This window comes from Streptomyces sp. NPDC079020, assembly GCF_044542225.1.
GTDB lineage: Bacteria > Actinomycetota > Actinomycetes > Streptomycetales > Streptomycetaceae > Streptomyces.
In genome coordinates, this window is record NZ_JBITUB010000003.1 from 441359 (window position 1) to 463067 (window position 21709).

General features: G+C 71.7%; 9 protein-coding genes. 1 reads left to right on the forward strand and 8 read right to left on the reverse strand.

Features of this window, described 5'->3' with window-relative positions; translation table 11 throughout:
* Positions 1-14: 14 nt before the first annotated feature.
* The 8 genes from ACIGJO_RS09140 to ACIGJO_RS09175 all read right to left on the reverse strand — a co-directional run bounded on the left by ACIGJO_RS09140 (position 15) and on the right by ACIGJO_RS09175 (position 20455).
* Positions 15-1715: an ABC transporter ATP-binding protein gene (locus tag ACIGJO_RS09140; protein ID WP_399954288.1), complete on the reverse strand. Its 1701-nt coding sequence runs from the start codon at positions 1713-1715 to the stop codon at positions 15-17.
* Positions 1702-12630, reverse strand: coding sequence for an amino acid adenylation domain-containing protein (locus ACIGJO_RS09145; protein ID WP_399954291.1), 10929 nt, complete (start codon positions 12628-12630; stop codon positions 1702-1704). Before ACIGJO_RS09145 ends, ACIGJO_RS09140 begins: the two co-directional genes overlap by 14 nt.
* Positions 12631-12687: 57 nt before the next feature.
* On the reverse strand, positions 12688-14475 hold the full coding sequence (locus ACIGJO_RS09150; protein ID WP_399954294.1) for an ABC transporter ATP-binding protein: 1788 nt from the start codon (positions 14473-14475) through the stop codon (positions 12688-12690).
* A gap of 80 nt (positions 14476-14555) precedes the next feature.
* Positions 14556-15605 (reverse strand): iron-siderophore ABC transporter substrate-binding protein, encoded by a 1050-nt coding sequence (locus ACIGJO_RS09155; protein WP_399954297.1) that lies wholly within the window; start codon positions 15603-15605, stop codon positions 14556-14558.
* 224 nt (positions 15606-15829) lie between these two features.
* Positions 15830-16693 carry an ABC transporter ATP-binding protein gene (locus ACIGJO_RS09160; RefSeq protein ID WP_399954300.1) on the reverse strand — a complete coding sequence of 288 codons (864 nt, stop codon included), beginning with the start codon at positions 16691-16693 and terminating at the stop codon, positions 15830-15832.
* A gap of 39 nt (positions 16694-16732) precedes the next feature.
* Entirely contained in the window at positions 16733-17791 is a 1059-nt protein-coding gene (locus ACIGJO_RS09165; RefSeq protein WP_399954302.1) for a FecCD family ABC transporter permease, read from the reverse strand.
* A gap of 157 nt (positions 17792-17948) precedes the next feature.
* Positions 17949-19007, reverse strand: a complete 1059-nt coding sequence (locus ACIGJO_RS09170) for a FecCD family ABC transporter permease (protein ID WP_399954305.1) — start codon at positions 19005-19007, stop codon at positions 17949-17951.
* A 101-nt stretch (positions 19008-19108) separates the two neighbouring features.
* Positions 19109-20455: a lysine N(6)-hydroxylase/L-ornithine N(5)-oxygenase family protein gene (locus ACIGJO_RS09175; RefSeq protein ID WP_399954307.1), complete on the reverse strand. Its 1347-nt coding sequence runs from the start codon at positions 20453-20455 to the stop codon at positions 19109-19111.
* A 260-nt stretch (positions 20456-20715) separates the two neighbouring features.
* Between ACIGJO_RS09175 and ACIGJO_RS09180 the strand changes: the two genes are divergently transcribed.
* On the forward strand, positions 20716-21666 hold the full coding sequence (locus ACIGJO_RS09180) for a methionyl-tRNA formyltransferase (protein WP_399954310.1): 951 nt from the start codon (positions 20716-20718) through the stop codon (positions 21664-21666).
* Positions 21667-21709: the final 43 nt, after the last annotated feature.

Here is a 21709-nt window from a genome sequence, read left to right on the forward strand (position 1 = left end):
TCTTTGACGCGTGGTCACCGCGCCACGGCCAGGCAGTAGTCCTCGTCGGTGGCCAGCAGGTTGCGGTGGGTGTCCTGCGCGGTGATGACGCCGTCGTCCAGGACGAGCACCCGGTCCGCGGCGTCCAGCAGGGCCGGGCTGCTGGTGATCACGACGGTGGTGCGGCCCCGGCGCAGTTTCGCGACGTTGCGGGCGATGAGCTGTTCGGTGACCGCGTCGACGGCCGTCGTCGGGTCGTGCAGGACCAGCACCTCGGTGTCGGCGGCGAGGGCGCGGGCCAGGGACAGCCGCTGGCGCTGCCCGCCGGAGAGGTTCGCACCGCGGTCGCGGACGCCGTGGTCGAGTCCTTCGCGGTGGAGTGCGACAACGTCGGTCAGCATGGACGCCTCGACGGCCTCGGGAACCGTCCGGCTGGTGCCCGACGGGTCGATGTTCGTCCGGAGGGTTCCCGCGAAGATCTCCCCGTCGTACGGGTTCACCAGCATGTGTTCGCGGACCGCCTCGACGGACAGGTCCCCGATCGCCTGCCCGCCGACCCGTACCGTGCCCTCGTAACCACGGGGCGGGACGTTCACGGCCAGCACCGACGCGAGGTCGGCCGCCGCGCGCGGCTGGTAGACGGCGATCGCCACGAACTCGCCTGCGGGCACCTCGAACTTCAGCTCGCGCAGGGACCCGTACCGTACGCAGTCGACCACGAGGTCGCCGCCCGCGGCCGGGCGCTCCGGGCCCGGGGCGGTCACCGGCGGCGCGGACAGCACCAGTGACATCCGGTCGGCCGACGCGCGCGCGATCATCACGTACTTCGGCATCTCCGAGAACATCTTCAGCGGTTCCATGATGAACTGCGCCAGGCCCACCGCCATGACCAGCTCACCGATGGTGATCGCGCCGCCGAAGGCCAGCCAGCCCGCCGTCAGGGTCACGGCCACGGCGAGAACCGCGTTGAGGGCAAGCGCGGTACCGGCGTAGGCGCCGTTCACCCTGGCCACGGTGATCGCCTGGTGCTTCGCCTCCGTGCTGACCTTCCGGTAGGAGAGGAACGCCGCGTGGTTGCCGCCGAAGCCGTGCAGCGGGCGCAGGCCGGTGATCAGGTCGGCGACCTTCGCGCCCGCCCGCGCCACCCGGGCCTGCTGTTCTCGGGTACTGGCACCGATCCGCTTGGACATCACGGCCAGGACCGACAGGATCGCGACGGTTCCCGCGATGACCAGCAGACCGAGCCGGAGGTCGGCCAGCCCCAGCGCGACGGCCGCGACCAGCACCGCGACCAGTGAGCTGATCAGCAGCGGCACCACCTCGATGATGTCGGCGGTCTGGTCGGCGTCCTCGGTGGCGATGGTCAGCACCTCGCCGGACTTCAGGTCGACATCCCTGGCCACCGGCTGGAGTCCGCAGGCCGCCACCTGCACCCGCCAGCGGTGCGCCTCGGTCGTGTTGGCCTTCTGCAGGATGCGCATGCCGAACCGCCACGACAGCGACACCGTCGTGATGATCACGGCCAGCGCGCCGATCGACACGGCGAGCGAGCCGAGGCTCCTGTCCCGCATCGTGTGCTCGACGATCAGGCCGAGCGCGATGGGGAAGGCGGTCTCCGCCGCCTGGTACATGCCCATGAGGACGGTGCCCCAGGCCATGGCACCGACGTTGCGGCGCAGTGCGGTCCGCAGGATCCGGGACCCCGCGCGGGGCCTCTGCGTGTCAGGAGTGGTCATCAAGGTGACGGGCAATCGCTTCCGGGGTTCGCAGGGTGTACAGGTCACGGACGGTGACCACAGGACCGTACTCCTGGCGGAGCAGGCCGATCAGCCGCACCGCCAGCATGGAGTGCCCTCCGAGGGACACGAAGTCGCTCACCGCGCTCACCTCGTCGTCGTCCAGGTCGAGCGCTTCGGCGAAGAACTCGCACAGCACGGTCTCGGTCTCCGTCTCCGGGCCGCGTTCACCCGCCGTGGTCAGTGCGCCCAACGGTCTGGCCTCCGGCAGCGCCTTGGTGTCGGCCTTCCCGTTCACCGTCAGCGGGATGCTGTCGACCTGGGCGTAGTGCGTCGGGCGCAGGAAGTCCGGCAGCCCGGCGCCCACCTCGGCGGCGACCTCGGCCAGGCCGGCGCCGTCCAGCACGAGATAGGCGGCCAGCCGGTGGGCGCCGTCGGCCTGCGGGTCGGGCTGGGCGACCGCGGCGGCGAACCGTACCGCCGGGTGTGCCGCGAACGCGGCCTCGACCTCGCCCGGTTCGACCCGGTGGCCGCGGATCTTGACCTGCTGGTCGGTGCGGCCCAGGTACGTCAGATTGCCGTCGGGCCGCCGGACCACCAGGTCGCCGGTGCGGTACATCCGTTCGCCCGGTTCGCCGAACGGGCACGCCACGAAGCGGTGCGCGGTCTGGGCGCTCTGCCCGAGATAGCCGCGTGCGATGCCGATGCCCGACACGTACAGCTCACCGGGCGCTCCGTCCGACAGGGGCCGCAGCCAGGGGTCCAAGACGTACACCTCGGTGTTGTCGATCGGGACGCCCACCACCGGGTCCTGGCATTCGAACGTGCCGACGCCGAGGGTGTTGATGGTGTATTCGGTGGGTCCGTACAGGTTGTAGCCGACCGTCCCCCCGGTGTCCGCCAGCCGCTGCCACAGCGTCGGGGTGACCGCCTCGCCGCCCAGCAGTACCAGCGCGGGCCGCCGCTCCGGCTGGTCGAGCAGTCCCTCGGCCACCAGTTGCCGCGCGTAGGTCGGGGTCACGTTGATGACGTCGATCCCGTGCTCCAGGCAGTACGCGACCAGCCGGGGCGCGTCGCGGCGCAGCTCCTCGTCGCAGATGTGCACCTCATGGCCGTCGGCGAGCCACAGCAGTTCCTCCCACGACATGTCGAACGCGAACGACACCGTGTGGGCGATCCGGAAGACCCGGTTGCCGTGCTCCGCCAGGACCGGCTCGAAGATCCGGCGCTGATGGTTGATCAGCATGTTGGTGAGGCCGGCGTACTCGGTCACCACGCCCTTGGGCTTCCCGGTCGACCCGGAGGTGTAGATCGTGTACGCGGGGTGGCGCAGGCGGTCCGGGTCGTCCGCCGCGAAGGTCACGTACGGCTCGGCCCGGGGCAGCGGGCGGTCCAGCTCGATCAGTTCGCCGGTCAGCCGGGGCGACACGGCGCTGACGGTGAGGATCACCTCCGGGCGGGCGTCCGCGACGATCGTGGCGATCCGCTCGTCCGGGTGGTCCAGCTCCAGCGGCACGTACGCGGCGCCGACGCGCAGCACGGCGAACAGCGCCACGATCGAGTCCAGGGAGCGCGGGACCGCCAGGCCCACGGACTGCTCGGGGCCGATGCCCCGCCCGGCGAGCACCCCCGCCACCGCACGGCTGCGGTCACGGAGTTCGGCGAACGTCATGACCGAACCGTGGGCGACGAGCGCGACCCGCTGCGGATCACGGTCCGCGGCCAGGTCGAACCGGTCGACGACGGTGTCCGTGCCCACGTCCGTACGTTCCGCGGGTGTGGGACCGGCTCCGAGGCCCGGCAGCGCGCCCACCGGCCCCGTCGCCCCGGCCAGGTCCTTCAGTACGCGCACATAGCCGTCCAGGAGACGGCGGGCGTTGCCGGTGTCGTCGTCGCGGTGCTCCAGCTTGACCGTCAGCCGGTCGCCGGGGGTGACGACCCAGGTGAACGGGTAGTGCGTGGAGTCGTCGGCCTTCACCGAGGTGATGCCGTGCCGGGCGTTCATCTCGGCGAACGCGTCCATGTCCAGGAAGTTCTGGAGGACGAACAGGTTGTCGAAGAGGGTGTCGTGCCCGCCGGCCCGCTGGATCTCGCCGAGCCCCAGGTGCTCGTGCTCCATCGCCTCGACCCTGGCCGCCTGGACGGCCGACAGGTAGTCGCGGACCGTGTCGTGCGGGCGCGCCCGGGTCCACATGGGGACGGTGTTGAGCAGCACGCCGACGATGCCGGACAGGCCCTCGCCGTCCCGGCCCGAGACGGTCACGCCGAACACGGCGTCGGCGCGGCCCGTGTGTGCGCCGAGGAGAAGGCCGAACGCGCCGGTCAGCACCGAGTTCAGCGTGACGCCGTGCGCCCTGGCCGCTTCCCGCAGCAGTTCGGACAGTTCGGCGGAGAGCGTGTGCACGAGCGCGTGCGGCAGTTCGTCCGGGAGGGACGGCCGCGGTCCGGCGAGCAGGGTCGGGCCGCTGAGGCCGGCCAGGTGCTCCGCCCAGAAACGCTCCGATACGGCGGGGTCCCTGGCGGCGAGCGTCCGGGCGTGGTCCTCGAAGCTCGGCAGGGCCGGCGTCGCGGACGGTGTCCCGCCCGCGACGAGGGTCTCGTAGGCGTCGAACAGGTCCCGCAGCAGGATCTCGCGGGACCAGCCGTCCAGCAGCAGCAGGTGGTAGCTCAGCAGCAGCCCGTCCCGGTCACCGGGCAGCCGCACCACGGTGAGCCGGATCAGTGGCGGCTCCCCCGGGTCGAATCCCGTGTCGCGGTCCCGGGCGCGCAGGGCGTCGGTCTCCGCGTCCGTCGACAGGACGACGGTACGGACATCGACCCGCCGGCCGGCCCTGAGGACCTGGACCGGGTTTCCGTCGTCGTCGGTGGTGAAGCCGGCGCCCATGACCGGGTGCCGCGCGATCACGTACGCCATCGCCCCGGCCAGCGCGTCGGTGTCCAGGCGCCGGTCGAAGGCGAAGTAGGACTGCGCGACATAGTGTCCGGCCGTCCCCGCCATCTGGGCCTGGAAGAACAGGCCCCGCTGGAGCGGGGTGACCGGTGCGGTGCGCTCGGCCGTCGCGGAGACGTCCGCGATGTGCTCCAGCGCGCCGAGCCAGTGCCCGGTGATCTCGTCGGACATGCCCTCGGCGAGGGTGAAGGCCGCGTGCAGGCTTCCGGTGGCCTCGTCGGTCCACGCGTTGACCTCGACGGCGTACGGGCTGCCCTGGTCCCCGCCGGTGAGGCGCGGCGCCTGGGACTCGCTGCCCCGGCCGAGGTAGTTGAACAGCACCTGCGGGCGGGCGTTCAGCAGCGGGGCCGTCTGCGGGTTGAGGTATCTGAGCGCTCCGTAGGCGACGTGCCCGCGCTCGTCCGGCTGGCGTTCGGCGACCTCGCGCGCCGCCGCGACGGGGTCGGTGTGCGGGGTGAGCCGTACGGGCGCGATGGAGGTGAACCAGCCGACCGTGCGGGTGTAGTCGTGGTGTTCGAGCGCGGGAACCCGGCCGTGCCGCTCCAGGTCGATCGCGAGATCGGTGGGCTCCGGCTGGATCCGGGTCAGCGCGGCGCGCAGCGCGCCGCACAGCAGCTCGGTGAGCCCCACGCCGAGTGCGGCGGGGGCGGTGCGCGTCACCCGGTCGCTCGCCCCGGGGGCGAGGACGACGGTGGTCTCGCGGAGCCGTTCGGCCGGGGGCAGCGGCGCGGGGGCCCGGAGTGTGGTGATCCAGTCCCCGAGGCTTTCCGTCCCGTGGGCGGAGCGTCCCGCGAGCGCCTCGGCGTACTCGGCGTAGGACGTGGTCGGCGGTGCCGGGTCCGCGCCGCTCATGACGGTGGCCAGGTCGTCGAGGAGGACGAGCCAGGACACCGCGTCGACGGCGAGGTGGTGCGCGGTGACCACCAGGGTGCGGCTCGCCTCCAGCCAGGAGAACGCGATGACGTCCCCCGACTCGGGATCGAGCCGTCCGGCGGCCTCGTTCGCCGCCGCTGTCGCGTCGGCCGCGTCGGTGGTGACGACGGTGATCCCGCCGGCGGGTTCGGTGCGCAGGGCCCACACCCCGTGCTCGGCGCGCAGCCGCAGCCGGAGGGCCGGATGCGCGGCCACGACGGCGTTCGCGGCGCGTTCGGCGTCGGCGAGCCCGGTGCCCTCGGCCGCCACCAGTGTTCTGGCCTGGGCGAACCGGGCGAGCGATCCGCCCAGTTCGCGCTGGCGCAGGATGATCGGTGTCGGTGTCAGCGGGCCGTCCTCGCGGCGCGACGGCGCGGGCGCCGCGGCCTGCGGGGTACGTGTCGCCAGGTGCTCGGCGAGGGCGCGCGGTGTCCTGAAGAGGAACACGTCCCGGGGGGCGATCGGCAGGCCGAGCGCCCGGGCCCGGTTGACCACGGTGATGGCGACGATGCTGTCGCCCCCGGCCCGGAAGAAGTCGGTGTCGGCGTCCGGGGCGGAGCCGGGCAGCGTCCGGGCGAAGACGCCGACCAGCGCGGCGAGCGCGGACCCGCTCGTGGCGGCCGGGGGGCCGTCCTGCGCGGCCGCGGCGCGCGCGGTCAGGGCCTTCCGGTCGAGTTTGCCGTTGACCGTCAGCGGCAGGGCGTCGACGGGCAGCACCCGGCCCGGCACCATGTGCACAGGCAGTCTCGCGGCCAGCAGGCCGGTGAGGTCACCGGGCACGCTGCCCACCACATGCGCGACGAGGTGGTCGCCGCTGTCCGCCACGGTGACGGCCGCGTCGACCACGCCGGCGAGCTCCCTGACCGCGGACTCCACCTCGCCGAGTTCGATGCGGAATCCCTTGAGCTGCACCTGGTCGTCGGCGCGGCCGGTGAACTCCAGCTCGCCGCCGAGCGTGCGGCGGGCGAGGTCGCCCGTGTGGTACATCCGCGAGCCGTCGCCCGTGAACGGGTTCGCCACGAACCGGCCCGCGGTGAGACCCGGCCTGCCCAGGTAGCCGAGGGACACCTGGTCACCGGCGACGTAGATGGCGCCCACCCGGCCGGGCGGCACCGGCCGGAGCCGGTCGTCGAGCAGATGCGTGACCAGCCCGGGGATCGGGCCGCCGATCGGGCTGACGTCGTCGCCCGGTCCGAAGTCCTCGCCGGTCAGCACCCGGTGGGTGACATGGACGGTGGTCTCGGTGATGCCGTACATGTTGACCAGCTCGGGCGCGGCCGTACCGTGCCGCTCGGTCCAGCCTCGCAGCCGCCCGAGGTCCAGCGGCTCGCCTCCGAAGATGATCCGGCGCAGTGCCGTGACCGGCTCGTCGGCGAGCCGGTCGGCCTCGATGAACTGGTAGAAGGCCGACGGGGTCTGGTTGAGCACGGTCACCGAGCGCTCGCGGACCAGCCGGTGGAAGTCGACCGGGGAGCGGGTCAGCCCGTACTCCGGCACCAGCAGCTCGCCGCCGTGGGCCAGCGCGCCCCACAGCTCCCAGACCGCGAAGTCGAAGGAGAAGGAGTGGAACTGGACCCAGACGTCGTGCGGGCCGAAGGCCATGTCCGGCCCGGTGTTCGCGAGCAGCGACACCACACTGGAGTGCGGGACGACGACGCCCTTGGGCCTGCCGGTCGATCCGGACGTGTAGATCACGTACGCGGCGTCGTGCGGGGCGGGTCCGGTGACCGGCGGCTCGCCGGGGCCCGTGCCGGACGTCTGCGGCCGGTCCGCCGGCGGCTCCTCCCCCTGTACGAGCACACGGGCCGGTACGCCCGCACGGGCCAGAAGGGCCGTGAAGCGGTCCTTCTGCTCCCGGTCCACGAGGACGGCCTGCGGAGCGGAGTCGGCGAGGATGTACTCCAGCCGCTCGTCCGGGTAGGCCGGGTCCAGCGGTACGTACGCGGCGCCCGCGGTGACGACCGCGACCAGGGCGACGACCTGTTCGAGGGAGCGCGGCACCGCGACGGCGACCCTGCTTCCCGGTCCGGCACCCGCCGCGCGCAGGGCGGCGGCCAGCTCGTCCCTGGCGCCCGCCAGTCCGCCGTACGTCAGGGAGCGGCTTTCGCCGTCGAGTGCGCACTGGGTGACGGCGGTGGCGGCCGGGGCGCGGGACGCCGCGGCGCCGAACAGCCGGTCCAGGGTCGTCGCGGTGATCCGCGCCGGCCGCCGGCCGTCCTCGGGTGCCGGGCCGTCGACCGGGGCGTCCGGCCGGGTGAGCAGGCCGGTGAGGGTCCGGGTGAAGGTGCGCAGGATCTCCTGGGCCCCCGCCTCGCGCAGCAGTTCGCCGTCGTAGATCAGGGTGAAGCGCGGGCGGCCGTCGCGTCCGCGCTCCACCACCAGGGTCAACGGGTAGTGCGGGGCGCCCTCGTTCACGATGCCGGTGACGGCCAGGGTGTCGCCGGGCCGCCGCAGAGCGTCCACGTCCGTCGCGACGTCGAAGACGACCAGGGTGTCGAACAGGGCGCCCGCCCCGGCCTGCCGGCCGATCCGCGCCAGCGAGACATGCTGGTGCGGCAGCACCGCGCTCTGGTGTTCCCGCACCGCGGTGAGCAGGTCGCGCGCCGTGCTGGTCCCGGTCCACCGTGCGCGCACGGGGATCGTGTTGATGAACAGGCCCACCATGTCGCCGATGCCGGGCACGTCCGCGTCGCGCCCGGACACGGTGGAGCCGAAGACGACGTCCCTGCCGTGCAGGATGCCGCCCAGGGTCACCGCCCAGGCGCTGTGCACGGCCACGCTCAGCGGCACGCCCGCCGACCGGACGGCCCCGTCGATGTCGATGCCCTCGTCCCCGGGTACGACGGAGGTGTCGGCGAACCGGTCGGAGGGGGTGTGCCCCTCGGCGACCAGCGAGGGGGCGGGCAGGCCGGCGAGTTCGCCGCGCCACACCCCGTCGCTCTCGTCGGCGTCGCGTCCGGCCAGCCACTCCACGTAGTCGGAGAAGCCGCCCAGCGGGTACACGGTCCCCGGCGCGTGGTACTCGGCCAGCAGCGAGCGGAGCATCGGCGGCACGGACCAGCCGTCGGCGATGATGTGGTGCACGGTCTGCACCAGGACGTTGCGGCCGGAACCGGCGCGGATGAGCGTGCAGCGCATCAGCGGGCCGGTGGCCAGGTCGAACCCGGCGCGGCGGTCCAGCTCGGCGTGGTCGCGGATCTCCTCGTCGGTGATACCGGGGCGGTCCAGCGTGGTGAAGGGGACCTCCGCGCCGCTTCCGAGGACGGAGACCACCCGGCCGTCGGCCAGGGCGACGAACCGCGCGGCCAGGTTCGGGTACAGCGTGAGCAGCCGGGTGGCGGCCGCCGCGAGGCGGTCGGCGTCCACCTCGCCCTCCAGTGTGAGCAGTTGCTGTTCGACGTAGCTGCCCGCCGAGTCGTCGTCGAAGACCGAGTGGAAGTACAGGCCCTCCTGCAGCGGCGTCAGCGGCAGGATGTTCCGCAGCGCGGGGCCGTCGAGGCCGTCGACGTCGGACTGGGTGAGCGGCATCAGGGGGAAGTCGCTGGGCGAGTGGCCGCCCTCGTCGAGCGCGGCCAGGCCGGCCAGGGCCGTCAGGAAGTAGCCGCCGAGGGTCGCGATGTCCTCGTCGGTGAACATCCCGTCGGGCCAGGAGACGGTGGTGACCAGTTCGTACGCGCCGCTGGGGGCGGGTTCGGCGATGGCGTTGAACTCCAGGGCGCGCGGCAGGCGCATCCTCGGGTCGCGCTTCTCGCCCAACTGCCCGGTGGCCCCCGCGAGCTGCCAGTCCCCGGGGGCGCCCGCGTCGAAGCGGCCCAGGTAGTTGAACAGCACCTGCGGCGCGGGCGCGTCGAACACCGTGCCGGCCAGATACCGCAGGGCGCCGTAGGAGATGCCGTTGCCCGGCACCCGTGCGAGGTCCTCCTTGACCGCCTTGAGGGCGGCGGCGAGGTACTCGGGAGCGGTGGGATCGGCCGCCGCACCGGGGTCGACGGTCACCGGGAACAGGGTGGTGAACCAGCCCACCGTCCGCGAGAGGTCCGGTTCGAATCCGGCGGCGCCCGCCACGGAGCGGCCCTCGCGGCCGTGGCCCTCCAGTTCGATGTGGGCGAACGTCTGGTCCTGGCCCAGGTCGCGGCGCCAGCGGGCGAGGGTGACGGCCAGCGCGGTCAGCAGCACGTCGTTGACGCCCGCGTGGAACTTCGCGGGTATCTCGCCGAGCAGCGCCGCCGTGACCTCGGGGCCTGCCGGGAAGCTCCGCTGCCGCTCCCGGGCGACGGTGTCGGCGCCGGAGAGCGCACGCCGGCCCAGTGGTCCGTCCGCTCCCGGCAGGGGGCGGCGGAAGTACTCGCGGTCGGCGTCGAACTCCGTACGCCCCAGCAGCTGTGTCCAGCGCCGGAACGACGTGCCCACCGGGGGCAGTTCGACCGGCTCGCCCGAGGAGAGCCGGCGCCAGGCGGTGGCCAGGTCCTCCATCAGGACCCGCCAGGACACACCGTCGATGACGACATGGTGGACGACCACGACCAGTTGCCGTGCCTCGCGGCGCCACACGGCCCGCAGCATCACGCCGCCCGCCGGGTCGAGCCCTTCGGTGGCGAGCGCGACGCACTCCTCCAGCGGACGGTCGCTCTCCTGCCATCCGGTGGCGGTGCGGTCCGCCCCGGGTATGTCGAAGCTCCAGCGGTCGCCGCGCACCAGCCGGGCGCGCAGCATGTCGTGCCGCGCGGTCACGGCGTCGAGCATCGTGCCGAGCGCGTCGGCGGTCAGGTCCGCCGGGGTGGTGAGCACCACCGACTGGACGAAGCCGTCGATCTCGCCCGTGGTCTCCCCGAGCCACTGCACGATGGGCGATCCCACGACGGGACCGGTCGCGGCATCGCCGTGGTCCACGGTGGAGATGTCCTCACGGCTCACCACCGCCGCCAGTGCTCCGACGACGCTGTTGGTGAAGATCTGCCGCGCCGTGACATGGAGCCCCGCCTCGCGCAGCGCGCTCAGCAGCGAGATCGCCAGAATGCTGTCCCCGCCGAGCTGGAAGAAGTCCTGGTCCGCGCCGACCCGGTCCAGCCGCAGCACCGCGGCGACCGCCGCGCACACCACGCGCTCGTTCTCGGTGGCGGGTGGGAGAACCGCGCCCGACCCGGCCACGGGCTCCGGCAGTGCGCGCCGGTCGGTCTTGCCGTTCGCGGTGAGCGGGAACTCCCTCATCACGACGATGTGGGCGGGCACCATGTACTCCACCATGTGCAGGGCGGCCCATGCCTTGACCTCGTCCGCCCGCAGCTCCTCGCTCCCGGCGGCCGGGATCACGTACCCCACCAGATAGGTGCCGCCCGCCGTGTTCTTCCTGGCGACCACGCAGACGTGCCGTACGCCGGGGTGCTCCGCGAGACCGGCCTCGACGTCCTCGATCTCCAGCCGCATTCCGCGGATCTTGATCTGGTTGTCGGCCCTGCCGAGGAAGTCCAGCGAGCCGTCCGGGAGGTACCGCGCGAGGTCACCGGTCCGGTAGAGCCGCGATCCGTCCGCGGCGAACGGATTCGCCACGAACCGGGACGCCGTCAGACCGGGCGCGTTGACGTAGCCGCGTGCCAGGAGGAGCCCGCCCACGTACAGCTCACCGCCGGCCCCGACCGGGACGGGGCGCAGTTCGCCGTCCAGCACGTACAGCTGGGTGTTGGGGTTGGCCCTGCCGATGGACGTCGACAGACGCTCGGCCTCGCCCCGGTAGATGACGTGGGAGACACCGATCGTCGTCTCGGCCGGGCCGTAGCCGTGGTACATGGGGATGTCGAGCCGGGTGCGGAACCGCTCGTACAGCTCCGGGGTCAGCACCTCGCCGCCGCACCACACGTGCCGCAGGCTGTCCAGGCGCCCGGAGTCGCCCGCGATCTCCAGCAGTACGTCCAGCATGGACGACACCAGGTAGGTGAAGGTGACGCGTTGCCCGGCGATGACGCTCAGCAGGTGATGCGGGTCGCGTTCGCCGCCGGGCCGCAGGACCACCAGTCTGCCGCCGGAGACCAGCGGCAGGAAGATCTCGTTGACGGAGATGTCGAAGGACAACGGCGCCTTGAACAAGGACGCGTCGTCGTGGCCGAAGCCCAGGATCTCCTCGGCCTGCCACAGCAGCCGCTCGCTGATCGCCTCGTGGCGGATCATCGCGCCCTTGGGCCGCCCGGTCGAACCGGACGTGAAGATGACGTATGCCAGGTCCGGGCCGCGGACGGCTGCACCGGTCCCCCGGTCGGGCTCGGCGGCGAACCTCCAGTCGCCGAGGCCGACGGCCACGGCTTCGGGTTCGCCCGCCGCGTGTTCACCCGAATCGTTGAGCTGGAGCACGATGCGGGCGTCCTCGACGACGACGGCCCGGCGCGCGGCGGGCCACTGTGGATCGAGCGGCACGAACGCGCACCCCGCCCGGAGCACCGCGAGCAGGGCGATCACCATGTCGGCGGAGCGGCTCAGCGAAATGCCGACGACCTGCTCGGAGGTGAGGCCCCGTCCGGCGAGGTGGCCGGCCAACTGGCCGGACTTCTCAGAGGCCTCACGGTAGGTCAGCGACCGGTGCTCGTCGACGATGGCGATGGCGTCCGGCCTGTTCCGCGCCTGTTCCAGGAACATCTCCACGACGGTCGGGCGGACCCGGTCGGCGCCGGTGTCGTTCCACTCGGCCAGGGCGGCGATCCTCAGCGCGGCGCTGTCCGGGCCGATGGTGCCGATGGGCCGGTCCGGGAAGTCGGCCAGATCCTCGAGGGCGAGCTGTGCGTCGGCCGGCACGACGCCCGCGGGGACGGTGATGCTCCGGCCGTCCGCGCCGGCCTCCCAGCCGTCGGCCCCGGAGCCGCCGTTGTCGGCCCATCCGAGGACGTCGGCGAACAGCGTGCCGGGGGCGAGATCCGCGCCCTCGGGGCTCCGGCCCGTCGCCCAGTACGCCAGCGCGATGGCACACGCTCGGGCGATGGTGCGGTCACCGTAGTCACCGGTGCGCCTGCGTACGCCGTCCAGGCGCGCGGGAGACAGCAGAACGAGACGAGCGTTCGGTTCCCTCATCGATGACTCAGCATCCCTTCCAAGTACCAGAGTTGGCCAGACCTGACTCAGGGACGCCTAACTTCCCTCGCGCCAGGCCCGCCACAGCCGTGCGTACCGGCCGCCCAGAGCCACCAGTTCCTCGTGCGTTCCCTGCTCCACCACGCGTCCCGCGTCCAGCACGGCGATCCGGTCCGCCGCCATCGCCTGTGTCAGCCGGTGAGCCACGAACAGCGTGGTCCGGCCCGCGCAGGCGGCCAGCACGGCCCGCTCCAGCTCGGCGGCGCCCTCGCTGCCCGCCTCGGCGGTCGACTCGTCGAGCACGACCACCGGCGACCGGCCCAGCACCAGCCGGGCGAGCGCGATCTGGGCGACCTTGGTGACGTCCAGACGCTCGCCGCCCTCGCCGACCAGGGTGTCCGGTCCGTCGGGCAGCACCTCGACCCACCCGTCGGCACCGACCGTCCGCAACGCCTCCATCAGCCGGTCGTCGGTCGCCTCCGGCGCGGCGAGCCGCAGGTCGTCGGCGATCGAACCGGAGAACACATGCGTCTCCTGCGTCAGAATGCTCACCAGCGCCCGCGCGCCGGCCTCGTCCAGGGCGGCGAGGTCGTGCGGGCCGATGCGCACCGAACCGGCCTGCGGAGTGCCGATCCCGGCGATCAGCGCGGCCAGGGTCGACTTGCCGGCGCCCGTCGCCCCGACCAGCGCGAGCGAGCCGCCGGCCGGGATCGTCAGGCCGACGTCCCGCAGGACCGGCTCCTCGGCATCGGGATAACCGAACGTCAGCCCCTCCACCGTCACCGCGTACGGCACGCTCTCCGCAGCCGCCACCGAACGGTCACCGACCAGCCGGTCCTCCGCGGGTTCCGCCATCACACCGACGAGGCGGATCAGGCTCGCGCCGGACTTCTGCGCCTCGTCGAAGGTGAACATGATGGCGCCCAGCGGGGTGAACAGCCGGTGGAACATCAGCGGGGCCGCCGACACCTCGCCCAGAGTGGCGGCATCGGTCTCCAGCAGGGCGTACCCCACCACGAGGATCAGGACCAGCCCGATGAACTCGGCGCGGTTCTCCCGGCCGACGAACCGGCCGAAGAAGCGGAACACCTCGATACCCAGCTCGCGCACCCGCCACGACTCACGGGTGACCGTCTCGCGGACGGCGCCTTCGAGGCGGTAGGCCCGGACGGTGTCGATCCCGTTGAGACCGCTGATCAACGCCTGCGCACGGTCGGCCTGGGCCGCCCGCTGCTTCCGGTAGAGCGGGGCGGAGCGGGGCAGGTACCAGCGCAGGGCCAGCGCGTACGCGGGCAGTGCGCCGGCGCCCGCCAGGCCGAGCCGCCAGTCCAGTCCGAACATGCCGACCGTCGCGATGACGACCAGCACCCCCGCGGAGAACACGGTGGGAATGGCGGTGCGGATGCCGTTGGACAGCACGGCCACGTCGTCACCGACCCGGGACAGCACGTCGCCCCTGCCGACCTGTTCGACCCGGGCGCTGGGCATTCCCAGCACCGCCCGGACGGCACCTTCCCGCAGCCGGGCGAGCAGTTCGGCGCCCAGCCGTCCGATCAGGTACGTCGACACCGCGGTGGCCGCCGCGCCGAGCAGCGCGGCAGTCACCATCAGCGCCCCGACCGTGACCAGGACCGAGCGCGGCTCGCCGCCGACCACCCCGTCGACCACCCGGCCCAGCAGCAGCACCGGGACCACCTGGAGGGCCGCGCCGACGACCGTGGTGAGCACGGTGGCCGCCGTCAGCCGCGGCGTCTCGCGGCAGTGGGCCGCGACCCACCCGGTGGCCTCGCGGCCGGTCGCCGTGCGCAGGGTCGCCCGCGCCGCGCGGGTCTCGGTGGCGCTCACGCGGAGGCCGGTTCGTGCCGGTGACCGGACAGGGTGACCACCATCTCCATTCGACCGCGATCCGTTCTCGACCGGGATCCCTATTCGACCGACTTGACGAGCTCGTCGATCGCGTACGGCAGGGACAGCAGGGTGCCCTGGGACATGGCCGCACCGACCGCCGGGCCCTCACTGTCCAGCAGGTACGAGACCTTGCCGTCCTTGACCGCCGACAGGTTGGTGAACAGCTCGAACTTCTTCAGCGCTTCCTGGTCCGCCTTGTCGTTGATGACGACGATACGGTCCACGTCGACCAGGTCGATGCGCTCGGGCGACAGCACGGTGGAGAACTCGCCGCCCGCGGCCTTGTCGACCTCCGTCGCGCCCTTGTAGCCGATGCCGGTGAGCAACTGCCCGCGCACATCGGTGGTGGTGAAGGGGGCGACCGAGTCCTTGTACCAGGACAGCGCGACGGCGGTCTGGTCCGCGAACTCCGGGTGTGCCTTACGAGCCGCGTCGAGCTTGCCCTGGATGCCCTGGACCAGCTTGGTGCCCTCGTCCTCCTTGCCGAGCGCCTTGGCGATGTGGACGGCGTTGTCCTGCCACGGGGCGCTGAACGGCTCCTTCTCGGCCTTGGTACGGCCCACCGTCGGGGCGATCTTGGAGAGCTTCTCGTACGCGGCCTTGTCGATCTCGGAGTAGACCGCGATGATCAGGTCCGGCCGGAGGGCCGCGATCTTCTCGTAGTTGGGGCCCGAGTCGCCGTTGTTCATGACGACCTCGGGACGGGTGTCGCCCCACTTGTCCTTCACCCAGGGCCACTGGGTGTTGATGTCGGGGGACTTGCCCGCCGGGTTGGGGTACTGGTCGACCATGCCGACCGGCTTGATGCCGAACGCCAGGATGGCCTGGTCGTCCGTGTAGCCCACGGAGACGACCCGCTGGGGCGCCTTGGTGACCTTGGTGGACCCGAACGCGTGCTCCACGGTGACCGGGAACGCGCCGCCGGCCGCGGCCGGGGCGTCGTCGCTCGCCTTGTCCTCCGTGTCGGAACCGCATGCCGCGAGGAGGCCGACGCCGAGGGCCGTGGCGGACAGGACCGCAGCGAACCGCCGCCATGGCTTCACAAGTGTCGTTCTATGGAGGAGCATCCGGGTTCCCTTTGCTTTCGCGCTGTCCGCTACGCCCTGTCTAAGGGCAGCCAAACCTTATCCTGCACAGGTGAGGTTAGCCTAGCCTTACTTGAATAATTCCTCCGCCGAGGGCAACCCGACGGCGGACGCGGTCAACTCCCGGGCCACGCCGTCCCCTTCACGGGCCATGACGTCCCCGTACGGACCGGTGGCACGCCCGGCGGGGACCGCGGGGGCGAGCCTCAGGCCATACCCGCGGACACCGCACGCCTCGGCTGGACGTGCGTACGGCCGATCGGCACGATGAGCGGCCCGCCGCCCACCGGAGTGTCGATCACCTCGGCCCGCAGTCCGAACGCCTCCTGCAGCAGTTCGGCGGTGATCACGTCACGCGGATGCCCCTGCTCCAGGATCCGCCCGTCGCGCATCACGATGAGGTTGTCGCTGTACCGCGCGGCCAGGTTGAGGTCGTGCAGCACCATGACCACGGTGCACCCGGATTCGTGCAGGTCGTCCACCAGGTCGAGCACATCGACCGCGTGCGCCAGGTCCAGATACGTGGTCGGCTCGTCCAGCAGCAGCAGATCGGTGCCCTGGGCCAGGGTCATCGAGATCCACACGCGCTGACGCTGACCGCCGGAGAGCGAGTCCACGGGGCGGTCGGCCAGTTCGGACACCCCGGTCATCTCCAGCGCGCGCTCCACGACATCGGCGTCGTCCGAGGACCACTGGCGCAGCCAGCTCTGGTGCGGATGACGTCCCCTGGCCACCAGGTCGGCCACCGTCAGTCCCTCGGGGGCAACCGGCGCCTGCGGCAGCAGACCGAGCTTCTTGGCCACATCCCTGGTCCTGAGCCCGGCGATGTCCTCGCCGTCCAGCACGACCGCTCCCCTGGTCGGCCTGAGCAGCCGCGTCAGGGTGCGCAACAGGGTCGATTTCCCGCACCCGTTGGGGCCGATGATCGTGGTGATCACCCCCGGCGGGATCGCCACGTCGAGATCGTCGATGACCGTCCGGCCGCCGTACCCGACCGTGACGCCCCTGGCTGCCAGCCGTGCGACGCCATTGACCCCGGACCCGTTCTCGGTGCTGCGCTGAGCGGCCACAAGCTCCCCTTTATTAGGATTGCCTAACCTTTCTATCATCTATCTGACGTTCGCCCGCACCAAGAGATAGACAAGGAAAGGCCCTCCGATCGCGGCGGTGACCACACCGACCGGGAGGGAGATCGGCAGCGCGTTGCGCGCGACCAGGTCCGAACCGATCAGCAGCAGCGCTCCCACCAGGCCGGAGGCCACCATCGGCGGTGTGGGGCACCTCGCCAGACGCATCGCCACCTGTGGCGCCACCAGCGCGACGAACGGCACCGGGCCCGCACCGCTCACGGCCACCGCGGCGAGGAGTACCGCACACAGCAGCAGGACCGCCCGCACCCGTGAGTACCGCACGCCCAGCCCCGCCGCGACGTCGTCGCCGAGGTGCATCGGCTTGAACTGGAAGGCGGCGGCGGCCACGACGGCCATCAGGGCGAGCGAGCACCAGAACGCGACCCGGACCTCGTCCCACGACCGGTTGTCCAGCGAACCGACCAGCCACGCCTGCGCCTTGGCCACATCCTTGATGTCGGCCGAGACCAGCAGCCAGGTCGTGACCGCCTCCATCACGGCGCTCACCGAGATGCCGATGAGAATGAGCCGGAAGCCGTCGATCCCGCGCCGCCACGCCAGGAAGTACACCAGCAGACCCGTGCCGAGACCGCCCGCGAGCGCCGCTGCCGACAGACCCACGGAGCTGACGACCGCCGCGGCGGTCCCGCCCGACACCGTCACCAGGAAGACCGCGACCGCGCTGGCCCCCGAGGTGATCCCCAGAATGTCCGGGCTGGCCAGCGGATTGCGTACGACGGACTGGGTGACCGCGCCGGACACTCCCAGCGCGATGCCGACGACGAGACCGGCCAGGGCGCGCGGCATCCGCAGCTCCATGACCACGAATTCGTCGACCTGTTCGCCCCCGCCCAGAATCGTGGCGATCACCCGGGACAGACCGATGGGGAAGTCCCCGATGCTGATGGACAGACAGAACACGAGGAAGGTCGCCGCCGCCAGCACCAGCGTGACCAGGACGATCCAGGGCCGCCATACGAACGACACCCGGCCCAGCCGTACACCGGGCGTCGCCGCTCGCTTCACATCCGTCCCCATCCCGCGCCCTGTTCCGCTCACTTGCCCCGCGCCGTCCGGCGTCCGTGTCCCGCCCGAAGACTCCGGCCCACCGGACTCCGACCCGTCCACGCGCTCCGTCGCCCTCATGCGCCCCTCGCCTTCACGCGTCCCCGCCCGTTCGCACGCCCCGGCCCGCTCACGCGCTCCTGAACTTTCCCCGCCACACCAGGAGCGCGAAGAACGGTGCGCCGAGGAGGGCGACGACGACACCCGCGTCCAGCTCGCCCGGTCGCACCACCAAGCGCCCCACGATGTCGCAGACCAGCAGCACGACGGCCCCGAGCAGACCCGCGTACGGCACCAGCCAGCGGTAGTCCGGTCCGGTCAGGTACCGGGCGACATGGGCCACCATGAGCCCGAGGAACGCGATGGGTCCGCACGCCGCCGTCGCCGCGCCGGCCAGCAGTGTGATGGCGCAGATACCGATGGTCCGGCTCAGCGCGATGTTCACGCCCAGGCCGCGTGCCACGTCGTCGCCCAGATTGAGCAGGTTGAGGGTGGGCAGCGCGGACAGGGCGAGCACCAGCCCGACCGCGACGAACGCGGCCACCGGCCAGATGACATCGAACCCGACACCGGCCACGGACCCCGAGTTCCAGAACCTCAGCGCGTTCAGCGACTTCTGGTCCGACAGGGCGATGGCCGTGGTCATCGCCGCGAGGAACACCGTGACCCCCTGCCCCGCCAGGGCGAGTGTCAGCGGATTGCCGGCGCCGCGGCCGATGCTCGCGAGGCCGAACACGACGACCCCGGCGACCGCCGCCCCCAGGAAGGCGAACCAGACGTACTGGAACGGGTCGCTCAGCCCGAACAGGGCAATGACGCCCACCACGGCGAACGAGGCACCGGAGTTCACCCCCAGCAGGCCCGTGTCGGCGATCGGGTTGCGCGTGTACCCCTGGATCAGCGCCCCGCCGACCCCCAGCGCGATGCCCGCCACGACCGCGAGCACCGTCCGGGGCACCCGCACGGTCTGCACGATGAGCCTGATCTCGGTCAGCTTCCGGTCCGGGTCCGGCGCTGCGAACAGCCCGTGCCACACCTCGGCGGGGCTCAGCGCGCGTGCGCCCACGGCCAGCGACACCACCCCGGCGATCACGAGGATCACCAGGAGCGCGCCCACACCCATGGCCCGCCGGCGGCGGGCCTCTGCTATGCCCCGGGGCACGGGGCGCTCAACTGCGGTCGTGCACATGTCGACGTACGTTATCCCTTTGCTCCACCGGGGCCGCACGGCCGTGCGGACGCCCCGCGCCCGGTGCGCGGGGCCGCCGGACCCGGCCCGCGGGACCGTCCTCAGCGGGCGGTTCCGTCGACGACCGGACGGGCCTCGTCGGAGGCGGACTTGGCGCCCCGGCCGACCAGTGAGTCCAGGATCTCGCCGACCCGGATCGCGGTGTTGGACAGCAGGGACGACGTGATGCCGTGCGTGTGCTCCGTACCGCCCTGCAGATAGATCCCGCAGCGCAGGTCGTGGTCCGTCGTGATGCGGTAGTCGCGCTCGACGCGGACGCGGCCCTCGTCGTCGCGGAGGCAGCGGTCCGCGACCTCGCCGAGGAGGCGGAGGGGGTCGACGGGGCTGTAGCCGGTGGCGCACACCACCACATCGGCGTCCACATCGCTCTCCTCACCCGTGACGAGCGACCTCACCGTGGCGTGGACCCTGTCCGGTGTCTCCTTGACGTCCACGAGCCGGGACACATTGAGGAAGCGCAGCCGCTCGGCGCCGAGAACCTTCTCCTGGTACGTCTTCCGGTACAGGTCGTCGATCAAGTCGATGTCCACCACGGAGTAGTTGGTGTTCCCGTGATAGTCCATCAGCCGGCTCTTGACGTCGTCGGGCGCGGCGAAGTACTCGTCGACCGCCCCGGGGTCGAAGATCCGGTTGGCGAAGGCGCTGTCGTCCGCGGGGCTGTAGCCGTAGCGGGAGAAGACCGCGCAGATCTCGGCCTGCGGGAAACAGCGGTGCAGATAGGCGACGTTCTCGGCGGCGCTCTGGCCGGCGCCCACGACGACGAACCGGGAGGGCGAGGCGCCCTCCAGCCCCCCGGCCTTCGACAGCAGTTCGGAGTTGTGCCAGACGCGGTCGCCGCGCTCCACGCCTTCCGGCATGCGGGGACGCAGCCCGGTGCCGATGACGAGGTTGCGGGCGCGGTGGACCACGAGCCCCTCCGCCGAGCGGACCGTCACATCCAGGTGCTCCACGACTCCGTCGCGGACGACGGGCGTGACGCCGACGGCCTCGTGGCCGTAGGAGACCATGTCGTCGACCTTGGCGGCGGCCCACTCGAAGTAGTCGTGGAACTCCACCCGGAGCGGGAAGAAGTTCTTGTGATTGATGAAGTCGATCAGGCGGCCCTTGCTCTGCAGATAGCAGAGAAAGCTGAATTCACTGGCCGGGTTCCTGAGCGTCACGAGGTCCTTGAGAAAGGACACCTGCATGGTCGCGTCGTCGATCAGCATGCCGCGGTGCCAGCCGAAGCGCGGCTGTTGCTCGAAGAAGTGGGCGGTGACCGTCTCCTGCCTGCCGACGCGTGCGTTGTGCTCGCTCAGCGCGATGGCCATGGCCACATTGGACGGCCCGAAGCCGATGCCTATGAGGTCGTGGACCGGTGCCGCGTCGCCAGGAAGAACCGGTGACATGTCACTCCCAATCGTAAGGAGAAGCCGCCTGTCAGGCGCAGGCGTGGGGAAAGTACGACATACGAAAGATGGGCACGCCGACAGAACGACCCGTCAAAACTTAGGTGAGCCTAAGCTAATCTCACGTGACTGTCGATAGGGCAAGACGGAAGAACGGACAACGAGTCCCGCCAACTGGGGCTCCAAGTGAGCGCGTTGCAAACTGAGGTAAGCCTTGCTTTACTTTCCGTCGGTCAACCCCTGCTCTGAGGAGGAACCCCATGCGGGTCGCCATGTTCGGATACCAGACCTGGGGGCACCGGACCCTGCAAGCCCTGCTGGACTCCGATCACGACGTGGTCCTGGTCGTGACACACCCCCGCAGCGAGCACGCGTACGAGAAGATCTGGAGCGACTCCGTCGCCGATCTCGCCGAGGAGCACGGCGTCCCGGTGGTGATCTGCAACCGCCCCGACGACGAGGTGTTCGAGCGTCTCAAGGAGGCCGGACCGGACATCATCGTGGCCAACAACTGGCGGACGTGGATACCCCCGCGCATCTTCGGGCTCCCTCGCCACGGCACGCTGAACGTCCACGACTCGCTGCTGCCGAAGTACGCCGGCTTCTCGCCGCTGATCTGGGCCCTGATCAACGGCGAGTCCGAAGTGGGCGTCACCGCGCACATGATGAACAACGAACTCGACGCCGGTGACATCGTCCGGCAGGAGGCGGTCCCGGTCGGCCCCGCGGACACCGCGACCGACCTGTTCCACAAGACCGTCGACCTCATCGCCCCGGTCACCATCGGCGCCCTCGACCTGATCGCCGCCGGGCAGACGGAGTTCACCGAGCAGGACCGTTCCGGGGCGAGCTTCTTCCACAAGCGCTCCGCCGAGGACATCCGTGTCGACTGGACCTGGCCGGCGGACGTCCTGGAGCGTCTGGTCCGCGCGCAGTCCGAGCCGTACCCCAGTGCCTTCACCTTCCACAAGGGCAAGCGGCTCGAACTCCTCGCCGCGGTGGTGTCCCGGGGCCGCTACGGCGGTACGCCCGGCCGTATCTTCTACCGCGAGGGCGACGGCGTGGTGATCGTGGCCGGACCCGAGGCCCGCACCGGCCGCAACCACGGACTGGCCATCACCTGCGTACGGACCGAGGACGGGCGGGAGTTGCCCGCGGCGGAGTACTTCACCTCCATGGGCGGCTATCTGACCAGCCGCCCCGACGCCTGAGCCGCTCCTGACGCCTGAGTCACCCCCGACGCCCGAGCCGCTC